The sequence below is a fragment of the Aquincola agrisoli genome (assembly GCF_036621135.1).
Taxonomy (GTDB): Bacteria; Pseudomonadota; Gammaproteobacteria; order Burkholderiales; family Burkholderiaceae_C; genus Aquincola; species Aquincola agrisoli.
This window is the reverse complement of sequence record NZ_JAZIBG010000028.1, coordinates 133,537-149,328: the sequence shown is the minus strand read 5'-3', so window position 1 is coordinate 149,328 and position 15,792 is coordinate 133,537. Positions and strand designations below refer to the sequence as shown.

Here is a 15,792-nt window from a genome sequence, read left to right as displayed (position 1 = left end):
GCGGAACGCTGGCTGGCCGCACCCAGCGGCGTGTTGGTCTGGGATGGCAGCCAATGGACTTGGGACGGCGAGGCCGGCTGGGTCGAAGCGGTCGTGGACCTCGGACCCTGGCTTCTCCTGTGTTTCTGCCCCTTGGCGGGCCGCCGCCGTGGCCGCATCTGGCTGCCGGTGTCCCGGCGGCGAGCCGGCCCGTGCTGGCACGGGTTGCGCACTGCGGTATATTCCCGCCGCCCTGAACCCCGGACCCCTTCCGCGCTGCGGATGTAGGCCATTTCCCCAGCCTGAATGACCAACGCAGCGGACGCAGACGCCCTCCTGATCGACCGTGTCAAGAACGGCGACGTCAAGGCGTTCGAGATGCTGGTGGTGAAGTATCAGCGCCGGATCGAGCGCCTCATCGGCCGCATGGTGCGCGACGTCGACCTCGTTCCTGACATTGCACAGGAGACGTTCATCCGTGCCTACAGGGCGATCCCGCAGTTCCGCGGGGAAAGCGCGTTCTACACGTGGCTCTACCGCATCGCGGTGAACACGGCCAAGAAGGCGCTGGTCGACCTGAAGCGGGATCCGCTCGTTTCGGAGACGGCGTTGGCCGGCCGTGACGAAGAGGACGAAACTTCGCGCGTCGAGAACGAACTAAGCGATGGTGAAACACCGGAGGCGGTGCTGGCGACGAAGGAAATCGCGGCTACCGTCAACGGAGCGATCGAAGCCTTGTCCGAAGATCTTCGCCAAGCCATCACGTTGCGCGAGATCGAAGGGCTCAGCTACGAAGAAATTGCAGAAGTGATGAATTGTCCGATCGGCACCGTGCGTTCGCGGATTTTCCGTGCCCGCGAGGCAATCGCTGAACGGCTGCGCCCCTTGTTGGGCACTCGCGAGGGCGAGCGCTGGTAGCGCCGCGCTTACAGAGATATCTGGAGTCGGAAATGGTGGATCGGCAAGATCGGCAAGGGCTCAGGCAGGCGCTGTCCGACCTGATGGATGGCGCGGCGGACGAGAGTGGCGTGGTGAGCGCGTGTGCGGCTTGGCGTGGGAACGCGGAAGCCCGTGCGGATTGGTACACCTACCACCTGATCGGCGACGTGCTGCGATCCGAGGATCTTGCCCATGCGCCGGCGCGCGACGAGGCATTCCTCGCTGCGCTCAGGGGAAAGCTCGCCGACGAGCCTGTGGTCCTCGCGCCCCGATCGCCCGTGGCCGTCTCCTCGGAACAGCCGGCCCATCGAGTCGCCAACGGCGGCGTGGCCGCGCGATCTGCTCTGTGGCGCCGGGCCTGGGTGGCGCCCACCGCCGTCGCCGCGGGCTTCATGGCCGTGGCCGGCGCGTTGCTCGTGACGCGGGTGGCGGCGCCGGGCGCCGATGCCTCGCAGAGCGTGCTCGCCGCGGGCCAGCCGTCGTCGCTGCCGGCTCCGCAGAGCGGGTTCCAGGTGGTCAGCACCGCGCCTGCCCCCGCGGCGACGCCGACGGCCAACGGCAAGCTCATCCGCGACGCGCGCCTGGACCGCTATCTGGCGGCGCACAAGCAGTACGGCAACAGTTCGGTGCTGGCGATGCCGGCGGTTTCGGTGTCGCGGGGTGCGGCGCCGGCGGTGGCTGATCGCTGAGCGGTGTCTGTGCGCTGTCGCCGTCTCATTCCTGTCGCCATCGTCGCCCTGAGTGCTGCTGCGCTCGGCACTGCCTGGGCCGGCCCGGTGTCCGCGCCCGCGGCTGCGGCCTCCGCCCCCAAAGACGGACCGGCGTGGCTGGCACGCATCCATGCCGCAGCCAGCCAACGCAACTACCAGGGCACGATGGTGTTCACGGCGGGCGGCGCCGTCACCAGTTCCCGCATCGCCCACTACTGCGAAGGTACGAATACCTACGAGCGTATTGAAGGCCTGGACGGCGAGCGCCGCCAGGTGCTGCGCCACAACGACATCGTCCAGACGATGTGGCCGGGAAGCCGGCTGGCGGCGGTGGAGCAGCGCGATCCGCTGGCCCCGTTTCCTGCACTGCTGAAGACCAGCGAAGAGCAGCTGTTCGATCGCTACGAACTGGTGGCCGAAGGGGTCGATCGCGTCGCTGGCCACGACAGTCTCGTCTTCCTCCTGAAGCCGCGCGACAGCGACCGTTTTGCACAGCGCCTGTGGGCCGACCGGGGCACTGGATTGCTGCTGCGTACCGACGTGCTGGGCGCGGAAGACCGCGTGCTCGAGAGTGCCGCCTTCACCGACCTGACCATCGGGGTGCGCCCTCAGCCAGAGTCCGTGCTGAAGGCCATGAAGAAGCTCGACGGCTATCGGGTGCTGCGGCCCGTGCTCACGCCGGCGAAGCTGGAGGCTGAAGGTTGGTCCTTGAAGAGCCCGGTCAAAGGGTTCCGCCAGATCCGCTGCGTCAAGCGGCCGCTCGAAACGCCGGTGCTCGACCAGTCTGCCGGCGCCGACGTGCTTCAGGTTGTGTATTCGGACGGCCTCACGCATGTTTCGGTGTTCATCGAGCCCTTCAGCCAGGAGCGGCATCGACAAGCCGTCGAGACGTCCATCGGTGCGACCCATACGCTGATGCAGCGGCATGGCGACTGGTGGGTGACCACGATGGGAGACGTTCCGTTGTCCACGCTGCGGAAGTTCAACAAGGCGCTGGAGCGGCGGTAGACATTCGTTCAGGAGCTTTCATGGGATTCGAGATCTTGCGTCGGCCGGACGCCTGGCGTTCGGCCATGGCGGCAGCCTTTTGTGCACTTTCGTTGTCGGCCTTGCCGGCCGCCAGCGTGGCGCAGGGGCGCGAGCTGCCCGACTTCACCGAGTTGGCCGAGCGGATGAGCCCCACCGTCGTCAACATCCGCACGACCGAACGGGTGCGTGGCGCGCAGGGCGGCGGCGAGGTCGACGAGCAGATGCGGGAGTTCTTCCGGCGCTTCGGCATTCCCCTGCCCAACACGCCGCGTCGCAATGCACCGCCCGGCACCGAGGAGGAGTCCATGCCGCAGCAGCGTGGCGTGGGGTCCGGCTTCATCCTCAGCGGCGACGGCTACGTGATGACGAACGCGCACGTGGTCGAAGGCGCCGACGAAGTCATCGTCACGCTGACCGACCAGCGCGAGTTCAAGGCCAAGATCATCGGCGCCGATCGCCGGACCGACGTTGCCGTCGTGAAGATCGACGGCAACGGCTTTCCGAGCGTCAAGGTGGGCGACACCAACAAGCTGAAGGTCGGCGAGTGGGTGGTCGCGATCGGCTCGCCCTTCGGCCTGGAGAACACCGTGACGGCGGGCATCGTCAGCGCCAAGCAGCGCGACACGGGCGATTACCTGCCGCTGATCCAGACCGATGTGGCCATCAATCCTGGGAACTCGGGTGGCCCATTGCTCAACCTGCGCGGCGAGGTGGTCGGGATCAACTCGCAGATCTACAGCCGTTCGGGCATGTTCGCCGGCATCTCGTTCGCCATTCCCATCGACGAAGCGATGCGCGTGGCCGACCAGCTGCGGACCGTCGGACGCGTCGTGCGCGGCCGCATCGGCGTGACCATCGCCCCCGTGACCAAGGACGTCGCCGAGTCGATCGGCCTGGGCAAGCCGGCAGGTGCGCTGGTGCAAGGCGTGGAAGAGGGCGGTCCTGCGCAGAAGGCAGGCGTCGAGGCGGGCGACATCATCACGAAGGTTGACGGCCGGGCAGTCGACAAGTCTGGCGATCTGCCGCGCATCATCGGCAACACCAAGCCGGGCGCCCGCACCACGCTGCAGGTGTTCCGTCGCGGCAGCACGCGCGATCTGGTGGTGACGGTGGCAGAGCTGGAGGCTGACCAAGCCCGCCGTGTCTCGCGCGCCGAGCCGCCGGCGTCCGCCCCGAAGACCGCCATCGGGCTCACGGTTTCCGACCTGACGGAAGCGCAGCGGCGCGAATTGAAGGTGCGGGGCGGCGTGCGTGTCGATCTGGCAGAGGGCGCGGCGGCGCGCGCAGGGCTCCGCGAGGGCGACGTCATCCTGTCCATCGACAACATCGAGGTCACGGATGCTCGCCAGTTCGGAGCAGTGGTCGCCAAGCTGGACAAGAGCAAATCGGTCAGCGTCATGGTCCGGCGCGGAGAGTGGACGAACTACGTGGTCATTCGGCCGACCAAGTGAGGCGCCAGTCCGACTGCGGCGTCAGGTCTTTCTGGGATGTGCAGGTGCGCGTTTGTTGCTTGTAAGTTTGTGGACGCTTACTTTTCGCACGTTTCCGTGAGTATTCCGTAGGTTGGCGCTTACAATTACGGGGTTGTTGCCTCTCTTTGGATGCTGTTCGGTGCTGCAAGGGGATGGTTGAAATCTGTCCCCAATCGGTCCACAGCAATCTGTGGATAACATGTGGACTGATTGCGGCTGTTGGCCCTCCGCAACGAAAGAAATGCAGCAACGGCGCGGTTTCCAGCGAGGCCCTTTTGGCTACAATGAAGGCCCAACAAGCAGTTGCCATACGTTTTGTTGGAAGGCGCGTCTCCTCTTTGGACGTGCCTTTTTTTTATGTGCGGCATGGCGCCCGACGCCTGCACGGCACCCCGCTGCCGTGACCAGCAGCCGTCAATCTTGTGTCCATGGACCACATCCGGAATTTTTCGATCATCGCCCACATCGACCACGGCAAAAGCACGCTGGCCGATCGGATCATCCAGCGCTGCGGAGGCCTGAGCGACCGCGAAATGGAGGCGCAGGTGCTCGACTCGATGGACATCGAGCGCGAGCGCGGCATCACCATCAAGGCCCAGACGGCCGCGCTGCAGTACAAGGCGCGCGATGGCAAGGTCTACAACCTCAACCTCATCGACACGCCGGGCCACGTCGACTTCTCGTATGAAGTGAGCCGCTCGTTGTCCGCTTGCGAAGGGGCCTTGCTCGTCGTCGACGCATCGCAGGGTGTTGAGGCGCAGACGGTCGCGAACTGCTACACCGCGCTCGAACTCGGCGTCGAGGTGGTGCCGGTGCTGAACAAGATGGATCTGCCTCAGGCCGATCCCGACCGGGCCAAGGCCGAGATCGAGGACGTGATCGGCATCGACGCCACCGATGCGATCCCCTGTTCCGCCAAGACCGGCGAAGGCGTCGAGGACATCATCGAAGCGGTGATCGCCCGCATGCCGGCGCCGCGCGGCAACCCGGAAGGTGCACCGCGCGCGATGATCATCGACGCCTGGTTCGACAACTACGTCGGCGTCGTGATGCTGGCCCGGGTGGTCGACGGCGTGCTGCAACGCGGCGACCGCATCCGCATGATGGCGACCAATGCGGTGTACGGTATCGAGCAGATCGGTGTATTCACGCCGAAGTCGCTGCCGCGCGATGCGCTGCGTGCCGGCGAGGTGGGCTTCATCATCTGCGGCATCAAGGAACTGCAGGCCGCCAAGGTCGGCGACACCGTCACGCTCGAAAAGAAGCTGCCGAACAACGCCGGGCCGGCGAGCGAGCCGCTGCCGGGCTTCAAGGAGATCCAGCCGCAGGTCTTCGCGGGCCTCTACCCGACGGAAGCCAGCGAGTACGACCAGCTGCGCGATGCGCTGGAGAAGCTCAAGCTCAACGACAGCTCGCTGCGCTACGAGCCCGAGGTCAGCCAGGCACTGGGTTTCGGCTTCCGTTGCGGCTTCCTGGGCTTGCTGCACATGGAGATCGTGCAGGAGCGCCTGGAGCGCGAGTTCGACCAGGACCTGATCACCACCGCGCCGAGCGTGATCTACCAGGTCGAGCTGGGCGACGGCACCGTGATCGAGGTCGAGAATCCTTCGAAGATGCCCGATCCGGGCCGCATCAAGGAAATCCGCGAGCCGATCGTCACGGTGCACCTGTACATGCCGCAGGACTACGTCGGTCCGGTCATGACGCTGGCCAATCAAAAGCGCGGCGTGCAGCTCAACATGGCCTACCACGGCCGCCAGGTCATGCTCACCTACGAGTTGCCGCTGGCGGAGATCGTGCTCGACTTCTTCGACAAGTTGAAGAGCGTGTCGCGCGGGTATGCGTCCATGGACTACGAGTTCAAGGAGTACCGCGCCTCGGACGTCGTGAAGGTCGACCTGCTGATCAACGGCGACCGGGTCGATGCGCTGTCGATCATCGTGCACCGTGCGCAAAGCCAGTACCGTGGCCGCGCGGTGGCGGCGAAGATGCGCGAGCAGATCCCGAGGCAGATGTATGACGTGGCGATCCAGGCCGCCATCGGCGCCAACATCATCGCGCGCGAGAACATCAAGGCGCTGCGCAAGAACGTGCTGGCAAAATGCTACGGCGGCGATATATCGCGCAAGCGCAAGCTGCTCGAAAAACAAAAGGCCGGCAAGAAGCGCATGAAGCAGATCGGCTCCGTCGAGGTGCCGCAGGAAGCGTTTCTGGCCATCCTTCAAGTGGACGACTGATGGGACCTCTGACCGGTGTGTTGTACGGCTTGCTCGGGATCTACCTGGGCGGCTGGTTTCTGGGCTTCTGGGTGGGCAACTTCGCGTTGCTGCTGTTCGTCCTGACGATGGTGACGCTGGGGTATTGGCTCGCCGAGCGCTTCCGCTTCCAACCTGCCCGCGCCGCTGCTGCCGCGGCGCTGACACAGCAGGACGCCGTGCGGCGTGCCGAGCTGTCTCGCATGGGCATCGAAAAGGTCGACGGCGACGTGGCGGACGCGCGGCGCAAGCTGCTGATGCAGCCGTGGTGGCTGGACTGGACTGCCGGGCTGTTCCCGGTGATCCTGGCGGTCTTCCTGCTGCGGTCGTTCCTGTTCGAGCCGTTCAAGATCCCATCCGGCTCGATGATCCCGACGCTGCTGGTCGGTGACCTGATCCTGGTGAACAAATTCCACTACGGAATCCGCTTGCCGGTGATCAACAAGAAGATCATCGCCAACAACGATCCCCAGCGTGGCGATGTCGTCGTGTTCCGCTACCCGGTGGATACCCGGGTGGACTACATCAAGCGCGTGGTCGGCGTGCCGGGCGACGAAGTGGCCTACATCAACAAGCGCCTGACGATCAACGGCCAGCCGGTGCCTGTCTCGCCCCTGCCCGACTTCTATGACGAGGACAGCCGCCGCTATGCGCAGCATTTCTCCGAGAAGCTCGGTGACAAGGAGCACCAGGTACTGAACGACAAGGACCGGCCGGCGTTCATTCCGGGGGCCCATGAGTTCCCCTTCAGCGACCAGTGCAGCTACACGGCCGAAGGCGTGACTTGCAAAGTTCCGCAGGGCCACTATTTCATGATGGGTGACAACCGCGACAACTCCCAGGACTCGCGGTACTGGGGCTTCGTACCGGACGAGAACATCGTCGGGAAGGCCTTTTTCGTCTGGATGAACTTTGGCAACCTGGGCCGGGTCGGCTCGTTCCACTGAGGGCATGCCGATGCATCACTTGCAACGCCGGCGTCAACGTGGCATTACGCTGATCGGGCTGGTCTTCTGGGCCATCGTGATCGGCTTCGGTGCGTTGGTCGTGATGCGCGTGTTCCCGACCGTCAATGAATACCTGACCATCAAGCGGGCGGTCAACAAGATCGCCGTCGGTGGCGCCACCACGGTGCCCGAGATCCGAGCCGCGTTCGAGAAGCAAAAGGAGATCGAGTACTCGATCACCTCCATCGGCGGCAAGGACCTGGACATCACCAAGGAAAACGAGCGGGTCGTGATCCGGTTCGCCTACGACAAGCAGATCGAACTGATGGCACCCGTCTTTCTTCTCATCAAGTACGAAGGCCGTTCTGACTGAGGTTGCCATGGGCGATGCACGACTAGACGCACTCCAGCAGCGGCTCGGCTACCGATTCGCCGAGGTGCGCCTGCTGTCGCGCGCGGTCACGCACCGCAGCGCCGGGGCCGACCACAACGAGCGCCTGGAATTCCTTGGCGATGCGGTACTGAGCACGGCGGTGTCGTCGATGCTGTACGAGCGGTTCGGCGACTCGGACGAGGGCGATCTCACGCGGGTGCGTGCGCATCTGGTGCGCGAGGAGAGCCTGCACCGGGTCGCGCTGGTCCTGGGCCTGCCGGAAGTGCTGCGGCTCTCCGACGGCGAGGCCCGCGGCGGTGGCGCGCAGCGCGCGTCCATCCTGGCCGATGCGCTCGAGGCCGTGATCGGTGCCACCTTCCTCGACGGCGGCTTCGACCAGGCGCAGGCGCTGGTGCGCAGGCTGTTCGGTGAAGTGATCGCGACCACCGACATCGACAGCTGGAGCAAGGACGCCAAGACCGAACTCCAGGAATGGCTGCAGGCACGCAAGCTGCCCGTGCCGGCGTACCGTATCGCTGCAACGCGCGGGCAGGCACACGCACAGACTTTCGAGGTCGAATGCGCCGTGGCGGCGCTCGGCCTCACCGAGCAGGGCGAGGGCCGTTCGCGCCGCGCCGCCGAGCAGGAGGCGGCCCGGCGCATGCTCGAAGGGCTGAAAGCCTCCGACCGTCCGGGCGGCCCCCTGCGATCCTGAACATCATGATGAACGACACCGCTTCCATGCCCGAGGGCCAAGACGAACCGGGTAACGAAGGCGGCGAGGCCGGCAGCGGACAGCGTTGCGGGCTGGTGGCCATCGTCGGCCGCCCCAACGTCGGCAAGAGCACGCTGATGAACGCGCTGGTGGGCCAGAAGGTGAGCATCACCTCCCGCAAGGCCCAGACCACGCGACATCGCATCACCGGCATTCACACGGTCGGTGAGTCGCAGTTTGTCTTCGTCGATACGCCCGGCTTCCAGACGCGCCATGGCACCGCGCTCAACCGCACGCTGAACCGCACCGTGCAGGGCGCGCTGGCAGACGTGGACGTGGTGCTGTTTGTCGTCGAGGCGGGCCGCTTCGGGCTGGACGACGCCAAGGTGCTTGCGCTGCTGCCCGAGCACAAGCCTGTGCTGCTCGTGGCCAACAAGCTCGACGCCGTCAACCGCCGCGCCGAGATGATGCCCTGGCTGAAGAGCATGCAGGAGCGGCGAGACTTCGCCGAGTTCGTGCCGATGTCGGCCCAGAAGAAGACGGACATCGAGCGCCTGCTGGGCATCGTGCGGCCCTACCTGCCCGAGCAGCCGTGGTTCTACGAGGAAGACGCGCTGACCGACCGGACCGATCGCTTCCTGGCGGCCGAGCTGATCCGTGAGAAGCTTTTCAGGCTCACGGGGGACGAACTGCCCTACACGTCGACGGTGGTGATCGACAAGTTCGAGGAAGAGGGCGCGCTGCGCCGGATCGCGGCCACCATCGTCGTCGAGCGGGATGCGCACAAGGGCATGATCATCGGCGAGCGCGGCGAGCGCCTGAAGCGCATCGGCAGCGAGGCGCGGCAGGAGTTGGAGCACCTGATGGACGCCAAGGTGTTCCTGGAGCTGTGGGTCAAGGTCCGTTCCGGCTGGGCCGACAGCGAGGAACACCTGCGCTCCTACGGCTACGAGTAGTCCGGGGTGAAGACCCAGGCGGCCTACGTACTGCACCAGTACGACTGGAGCGAATCCAGCCTGATCATCGACCTCTTCGTTCGCGACCTCGGCCGCGTGGTCGTCGCCGCCAAGGGCGCCAAGCGGCCATATTCGCAGCTGCGGCCGGTGCTGTTGCCCTTCCAGCGCCTGAACGTCGCGCTGGGCCGGCCGCCGCGCAGCGAGGCGGCGTCCGACGTACAGAACCTGCGCAGCGCCGAATGGGCGGGCAGCGCCGCCGTGCTGCGTGGCGACGCGCTGTTCAGCGGCTTCTACCTGAACGAACTGCTGCTCAAGCTGCTGGCCCGGCACGATCCGCATCCGCAGCTCTTCGATGCCTACGCGGACACACTGCCGGCGCTGGCGGGGCCGGACGACCAGGCCGCGCAAGCTGCATTGCGTGCTTTCGAGCTGACGCTGCTGCTGCAGATCGGCCTGTTGCCTGACCTGGCCCTGGTGTCCCACACGCAGGCCCCGGTGCAGGTCGAGGCGCGGTACGGGCTGCAGCCCGATGCCGGCGTCGTGGCACTGCGTGACGGCCCCTTCACCGGCCCGCAGCTGCTCGCCTTGCAGGCCGCGCTGGAGCACGGCAGCCTGCCTGCCCTGCAGCAGGCCTGTGCCGCGCCGGTGGCGCCGCTGCGGACCGCGCTGCGGTCGCTCCTTCACTATCATCTGGGCACTTCACAACTGCGGACGCGCCAGGTGATGCTAGAAGTACAGAAGCTCGTCGAAGGCGCCCGCCCACCGCGATGAATCCGCTGATCGCCCCCGAAGCCTCCGGCCGCGGCGCCCACACGGCGCTGTCGGTCAACCTCAACAAGGTTGCGCTGCTGCGCAACACGCGGCATCTGGGCATTCCCAGCGTCACCCGGGCGGCGGGCATCGTGCTGCAGGCCGGTGCGCAGGGCATCACGGTGCACCCGCGGCCGGACGAGCGCCACATCCGTGCACACGATGTGCATGAGCTCGCCGAACTGCTCCGGCGCGATTGGCCGCACATCGAATACAACATCGAGGGCAACCCCTTTCACAACCTGATGGACTTCGTGCGGGCCGTGCGCCCCCACCAGGCCACCTTCGTGCCCGATGCCCAGGGGCAGTTCACCTCCGACCATGGCTGGCAGCTGCCGCAGGACATCGAGCGCCTCGTGCCGCTGATCGCCGAAACCCGTGCGCTGGGCGTGCGCGTCAGCCTCTTCATGGATCCGATCCCCGAGGCCATGCGCCATGCCCGCGAGGCCGGCGCCGACCGGGTCGAGCTCTACACCGAAAGCTACGCGAGCGCGTGGGGTACGCCGCGCCAGGCCGAGGTGCTGGCCGGCTTTGCAGCCGCCGCCGAGGCGGCGCTGGCCGTGGGTCTCGGCGTCAACGCCGGCCACGACCTGAGCCGGGAGAACCTGGCCGACTTCCTGCGCGCCGTGCCGGGCGTGCAGGAGGTGTCGATTGGCCATGCATTGATCGCGGACGCCCTGGAACTCGGCTACGCCGAGACCATCCGCGACTACCAGCGGAGCATCGCAGCCGCCTACCGGCCGTGATCTACGGCATCGGCACCGACATCTGCGACCTGCGCCGTATCGCGCGCACGCTCGACCGCAAGAGCCAGCGCTTCGCCGAAAAGGTGCTCGGCCCGCACGAGATCGAGGTGTTCCGCGATCGGCTGGCGCGTGTCGAGACGCGGGGCGTGGCCTACCTCGCTTCCCGCTTCTCGGCCAAGGAGGCCTTCTCGAAGGCCATCGGCCTGGGCATGCGCATGCCGATGACCTGGCGGGCGTGCGAGATCGTCAAGGCACCCAGCGGCAAACCCGAGATACGGCTGCATGGTGCCTTGGCGGAATGGTTCACCGCACGGGGCCTGAGTGCCCATGTCAGCATCACCGACGAGACCGACTACGCCGCCGCATTTGTCGTCGTCGAGTGCAGGGAGGCGCACGGAGGCTGAATCACAATCCGGCTCCATGCACACCGATGATTCCCACGCACCCGTCATCCTCGACATCGCGGGCACGGCGCTCAGCGCCGACGACCGCCGCCGCCTCCGGCATCCGCTGACCGGCGGCCTCATCTTCTTCGGCCGCAACTGGCAGGACCGCCGGCAGCTGACGGAGGTCGCTGCCGAGGCGAAGGCCTTGCGGCCCGATCTCCTGATCGCCGTCGACCACGAAGGCGGCCGCGTGCAGCGCTTCCGCACCGATGGCTTCACGCACCTGCCGGCCATGCGCACGTTGGGCGAGTTGTGGATGCAGGACGCGATGCGCGCGACGGACGCCGCCACCGCCTGCGGCTACGTGCTGGGTGCCGAGCTGCGCGCCTGCGGCGTCGACCTGAGCTTCACGCCCGTGCTGGACCTCGACCATGGCCGCAGCGTCGTCATCGGCGACCGCGCCTTCCATCGCGATCCGCGCGTGGTGGCCCTGTTGGCCAAGAGCCTGATGCATGGCCTGCTGCGGGCCGGCATGGCCAACTGCGGCAAGCACTTTCCGGCGCACGGGCACGCCGTGGCCGATTCGCACCTCGCCACGGCGGTGGACAAGCGTTCCCTCAAGGCCATCCTCGCCGACGACGCACGGCCCTACGACTGGCTCTCGACCAGCCTGTCGAGCGTGATGCCGGCGCACGTCACGTTCCCCAAGGTCGATGACCAGCCGGCCGGCTTCTCGCGCCGCTGGCTGCAGGACATCCTGCGCGTGCAACTGGGCTTCCAGGGGGCGATCTGCTGCGACGACCTGAGCATGGAAGGCGCCCGTGTCGCCGGCAGCGCCCTCGAGGGCGGGATCGCGGCCTTGAACGCCGGCTGCGATCTGCTGCTGTTGTGCAACCAGAGCATCGTCGACGGCGGTGCGCCGGTGGATGCGCTGCTGGACGGCTTGTGGTCGGCCCAGGAGAAGGGGCGCTGGCAGCGTGATCCGATGAGCGAAGCCCGGCGCCTCGACCTGCTGCCGCAATCGGCGCCGGTTCCTTGGGACGACCTGATGCACCTGCCCGACTACCAGCACGCGCTGTCGCGGCTGCCCTGAAACGAAAAAACGCGCCTGACGGCGCGTTTTTTTTAGCGGTGTTTGCCGCTCAGCCCTGCGAAGGGGCGTCGAAGGGCAGCTTGTGCTGAGAGAGGTCCTTGCGGGTCTCGACCAGCACCAGCGGGCCTTCGTCGACGACGACCACCGGCTTCGGCTCCCGCGGCACGTGCACCGGGCGCGGCTCGCGGGCCATCGCCTCCTGGGCCGTGCGCACCTTGTCGGCGTCCGAATGCACCCACTCCAGGCCAGCGCCTTGCGCCAGTTCGCTCAGCGAGGCGGACGGCAGCACATAGGGCTCGACGATGTGGATCGGCTCGGCCTGCGCCTCGGCGGCCGGTGGCAGCGCCGGTGCCGGCGGCACCACGGGGGCGGGTGCGTCGGCGACCACGGGCGCAGCGGGTACGGCTTCGGCTGCCCAGGCGGGCTGCGGCTGCTCGGCCACCGGCGCCTCGGGGTCCGCCTGCGCCTCGGCTGCAACAGGCAGCGGCGGCTCGGCGGCCACACCGGCCTCGAGCGTTTCGTCCCGCTCTTCGCGGCGGTTGCGCTCTCCGCGGCCACGGCGGCGACGGCCTTCCGTCGCCGCTTCAGCGGCCTCGCCAGCGACGATCTCGCCCTGGGCCGGTACCTCGGTGGCTACGGCATCCGCGGCGACATCGTCGCCGGGGGCCCCGCCTTCGGGCAGGTCGGTGCCTTCCTCGCGGCCACGGCCGCCACGGCGGCGGCGGCGACGACGGCCTTCGCGGTCCGCGTTGTCGCCCTCTGCGCCTTCCCCGGCCGGTTGGCTGTCGGCGAATGCGGGCGGCATCAACGCTTCGGTGGCCTCGGCCGGCACCACCGTGCCGGCGGGCTCGCGTTCGGCGCGAGGCGCACGGCGCCCTTCACCGCGCTCGCCGCGCGCGGGGCGCGGGCTCTCATCGGCGATGTCCCGCGGCGCCAGCGCCTGCACGGTTTCGGTGCTGCGCGGCGCTTCGGCATCGCTGCGCTCGTTGCGGCGGCCGTCGCGGCCGCGATCACGGCGGCCTTCGCCGTTGCGTGCCTCGCGGTCGCCACGCTCTTCGTTGCGGCCGCGCTGGGCGCCTTCGGCAGCCTTGCCGTCACGGCGCTCACCGCCGCGGCCGGAGCGTTCGCCGCGCTCCCCTCGTTCGCCGCGTTCGCCGCGTTCATTGCGCGCGCGCCGACCATCGCGTCCTTCGCGCTTGTCGCCGGCCGGGGCCACGACGGCCGGGGCAGCCGCCGGTGCGGGGGCGGGGGCGGGCGTCGGGGCGGCGCCGACAAAAAGCTTCTTCAGGAAGGAGAAGAAGCCGCCGCCGCCGGCCGGCGTGGCCGGCGGCAACGGTGCGGGCGCCGGCGCTGCGGCCACCGGGGCCGGCGCGGGTGCCGGCTTGGGCGGCGAGATCGGGGCTGGCGTCTCGGGCAGGATGCCTTTGATGACCGGTTCCTGCTTGGTCTTCTTCTCGTTGGCGTCGCGGCGGCGGGTGATGCCGACCTCGTCGTCCGGCTCCTCGACCATCGTGTAGCTGGCCTGCAGGCCTTCGAGGCGCGGGTCGTCGTGGCGCAGGCGCTCGAGGCGGTAGTTCGGCGTCTCGAGGTGCTTGTTGGGCACCAGCAGCACGGTGATGCGCTGCTTCAGCTCGATCTTGGTGATCTCGGTGCGCTTCTCGTTCAGGAGGAACGAGGTCACCTCCACCGGCACCTGCACGTGCACGGCGGCGGTGTTCTCCTTCATCGACTCCTCCTGCACCATGCGCAGGATCTGCAGCGCGGAGCTTTCGGTGTCGCGGATGTGGCCGGTGCCGTTGCAGCGCGGGCAGGTGATGTGGCTGCCTTCGCTGAGCGCCGGGCGCAGGCGCTGGCGGCTCAGTTCGAGCAGGCCGAACTTGCTGATCGAGCTGAACTGCACCCGGGCGCGGTCGTAGCGCAGCGCATCGCGCAGGCGCTGCTCCACCTCGCGGCGGTTCTTGCTCTCCTCCATGTCGATGAAGTCGACGACGATCAGGCCGCCCAGGTCGCGCAGCCGCATCTGGCGCGCGATCTCGTCGGCCGCCTCGAGGTTGGTGCGGGTCGCGGTTTCCTCGATGTCGCTGCCGCGCGTGGCGCGGGCGGAGTTCACGTCGATCGACACCAGCGCTTCGGTGTGGTCGATCACGATGGCACCGCCCGAGGGCAGGTTCACCGTGCGGGAGAACGCCGTCTCGATCTGGTGCTCGATCTGGAAGCGGCTGAACAGCGGTGCGTCGTCGCGGTAGCGCTTCACGCGATTGGCCGTCTCCGGCATCACGTGGTTCATGAACTGCTGCGCCTGATCGTAGATGTCGTCCGTGTCGATCAGGATCTCGCCGATGTCGGCGGTGAAGTAGTCGCGGATCGCCCGGATCACCAGGGACGATTCCTGGTAGATCAGGAAGGCGCCCTTGCCGCCCTTGGACGCGTCGTCGATCGCGGTCCAGAGCTTGAGCATGTAGTTCAGGTCCCACTGCAGCTCGGCGGCGGAGCGGCCGATGCCGGCGGTGCGGGCGATCAGGCTCATGCCCTTCGGATACTCGAGCTGCTCGAGGTTCTCCTTCAGCTCCTCGCGGTCTTCTCCCTCGATGCGCCGGCTCACGCCGCCGCCGCGCGGGTTGTTCGGCATCAGCACCAGGTAGCGGCCTGCGAGCGAAACGAAGGTGGTCAGTGCGGCCCCCTTGTTGCCGCGCTCTTCCTTCTCGACCTGGACCAGCAGCTCCTGGCCTTCCTTGATGACTTCGTTGATGCGCGCGTTCTTGACGTCGGCACCTTCCTTGAAATAGGAGCGCGAGATCTCCTTGAACGGCAGGAAGCCGTGGCGGTCTTCGCCGTAGTCGACGAAGCAGGCTTCGAGCGAGGGCTCGACACGGGTGACAACGGCCTTGTAGATGTTGCCCTTGCGCTGTTCGCGCCCTTCGATTTCAGTCTCGAAGTCGAGCAGTTTCTGTCCGTCGACGATGGCCAGCCGCCGCTCTTCGGGCTGCGTGGCGTTGATCAGCATGCGCTTCATGTGCACTCCAAACGTGACACGTCCCCTTCCGCGAGGAAGGCGACTCACCGATGCACGAGCACTCGTTTGGAACCGGAAGGAATCGCCCTGGACTGCGGTGGAGATCGCGTCGCGATCAGCGGTGCAGCGTTGGCGCGTGCGTGGCAATGGCCGGCGAAGGTGCTGGCGGTGCGGCTTCCCAGACCCGACGTGCGGTACACGGCGGCAGCAGCGAACCCGCCCCGGCCAGAAAGGCGCGAGGCCGCGGCAGGCGGCTGGAAGGGGAGGACGGCGACAGCATGCGCTCGGTCACTGGACGCGTGGTGCCGGCCCTGTAGAGGCCGGCCACCTGGAAACCTTGTTCTGGCCGTTGCTGCAGCCTACTTCGTT

At 67.3% G+C, this 15,792-nt stretch carries 14 protein-coding genes; 13 read left to right on the top strand and 1 reads right to left on the bottom strand.

Annotated elements, in window-relative coordinates; genetic code table 11:
* Nucleotides 1-285 precede the first annotated feature (285 nt).
* From rpoE to nagZ, 13 genes are all read left to right on the top strand, one after another.
* Nucleotides 286-897: an RNA polymerase sigma factor RpoE gene (gene rpoE, locus V4F39_RS12365; protein WP_332289747.1), complete on the top strand. Its 612-nt coding sequence runs from the start codon at nt 286-288 to the stop codon at nt 895-897.
* 32 nt (nt 898-929) lie between these two features.
* On the top strand, nt 930-1,607 hold the full coding sequence (locus tag V4F39_RS12360) for a sigma-E factor negative regulatory protein (protein ID WP_332289746.1): 678 nt from the start codon (nt 930-932) through the stop codon (nt 1,605-1,607).
* Between the two features lie 3 nt (nt 1,608-1,610).
* Nucleotides 1,611-2,636, top strand: a complete 1,026-nt coding sequence (locus V4F39_RS12355) for a MucB/RseB C-terminal domain-containing protein (RefSeq protein WP_332289744.1) — start codon at nt 1,611-1,613, stop codon at nt 2,634-2,636.
* A 20-nt stretch (nt 2,637-2,656) separates the two neighbouring features.
* Nucleotides 2,657-4,108 (top strand): DegQ family serine endoprotease, encoded by a 1,452-nt coding sequence (locus tag V4F39_RS12350; RefSeq protein ID WP_378234939.1) that lies wholly within the window; start codon nt 2,657-2,659, stop codon nt 4,106-4,108.
* A 449-nt stretch (nt 4,109-4,557) separates the two neighbouring features.
* A complete protein-coding gene (gene lepA / locus V4F39_RS12345; RefSeq protein ID WP_332289743.1) occupies nt 4,558-6,366 on the top strand; it encodes a translation elongation factor 4 in 1,809 nt (602 codons plus the stop codon).
* Nucleotides 6,366-7,331, top strand: coding sequence for a signal peptidase I (lepB, locus tag V4F39_RS12340; protein ID WP_332289742.1), 966 nt, complete (start codon nt 6,366-6,368; stop codon nt 7,329-7,331). The genes lepA and lepB overlap by 1 nt, the downstream gene beginning before the upstream one ends.
* Before the next feature lie 10 nt (nt 7,332-7,341).
* Nucleotides 7,342-7,704: a DUF4845 domain-containing protein gene (locus V4F39_RS12335; RefSeq protein ID WP_332289741.1), complete on the top strand. Its 363-nt coding sequence runs from the start codon at nt 7,342-7,344 to the stop codon at nt 7,702-7,704.
* Nucleotides 7,705-7,711: 7 nt separating this feature from the next.
* Nucleotides 7,712-8,419, top strand: coding sequence for a ribonuclease III (rnc, locus tag V4F39_RS12330; RefSeq protein ID WP_332289740.1), 708 nt, complete (start codon nt 7,712-7,714; stop codon nt 8,417-8,419).
* A gap of 26 nt (nt 8,420-8,445) precedes the next feature.
* Nucleotides 8,446-9,375 (top strand): GTPase Era, encoded by a 930-nt coding sequence (gene era / locus V4F39_RS12325; RefSeq protein ID WP_332290549.1) that lies wholly within the window; start codon nt 8,446-8,448, stop codon nt 9,373-9,375.
* A 6-nt stretch (nt 9,376-9,381) separates the two neighbouring features.
* Nucleotides 9,382-10,146 carry a DNA repair protein RecO gene (gene recO, locus V4F39_RS12320; RefSeq protein ID WP_332289738.1) on the top strand — a complete coding sequence of 255 codons (765 nt, stop codon included), beginning with the start codon at nt 9,382-9,384 and terminating at the stop codon, nt 10,144-10,146.
* The gene (locus V4F39_RS12315; protein WP_332289737.1) at nt 10,143-10,931 is read left to right on the top strand and encodes a pyridoxine 5'-phosphate synthase; all 789 of its coding nucleotides are present in this window, start codon (nt 10,143-10,145) and stop codon (nt 10,929-10,931) included. The genes recO and V4F39_RS12315 overlap by 4 nt, the downstream gene beginning before the upstream one ends.
* Nucleotides 10,928-11,335: a holo-ACP synthase gene (gene acpS / locus V4F39_RS12310; RefSeq protein ID WP_332289736.1), complete on the top strand. Its 408-nt coding sequence runs from the start codon at nt 10,928-10,930 to the stop codon at nt 11,333-11,335. The genes V4F39_RS12315 and acpS overlap by 4 nt, the downstream gene beginning before the upstream one ends.
* Nucleotides 11,336-11,351: 16 nt before the next feature.
* Complete coding sequence (nagZ, locus tag V4F39_RS12305; protein WP_332289734.1) at nt 11,352-12,410, top strand: beta-N-acetylhexosaminidase; 1,059 nt, start codon at nt 11,352-11,354, stop codon at nt 12,408-12,410.
* 49 nt (nt 12,411-12,459) lie between these two features.
* Here nagZ and V4F39_RS12300 read toward each other — a convergent pair whose 3' ends face one another.
* The gene (locus V4F39_RS12300) at nt 12,460-15,423 is read right to left on the bottom strand and encodes an Rne/Rng family ribonuclease (protein WP_332289733.1); all 2,964 of its coding nucleotides are present in this window, start codon (nt 15,421-15,423) and stop codon (nt 12,460-12,462) included.
* Nucleotides 15,424-15,792: the final 369 nt, after the last annotated feature.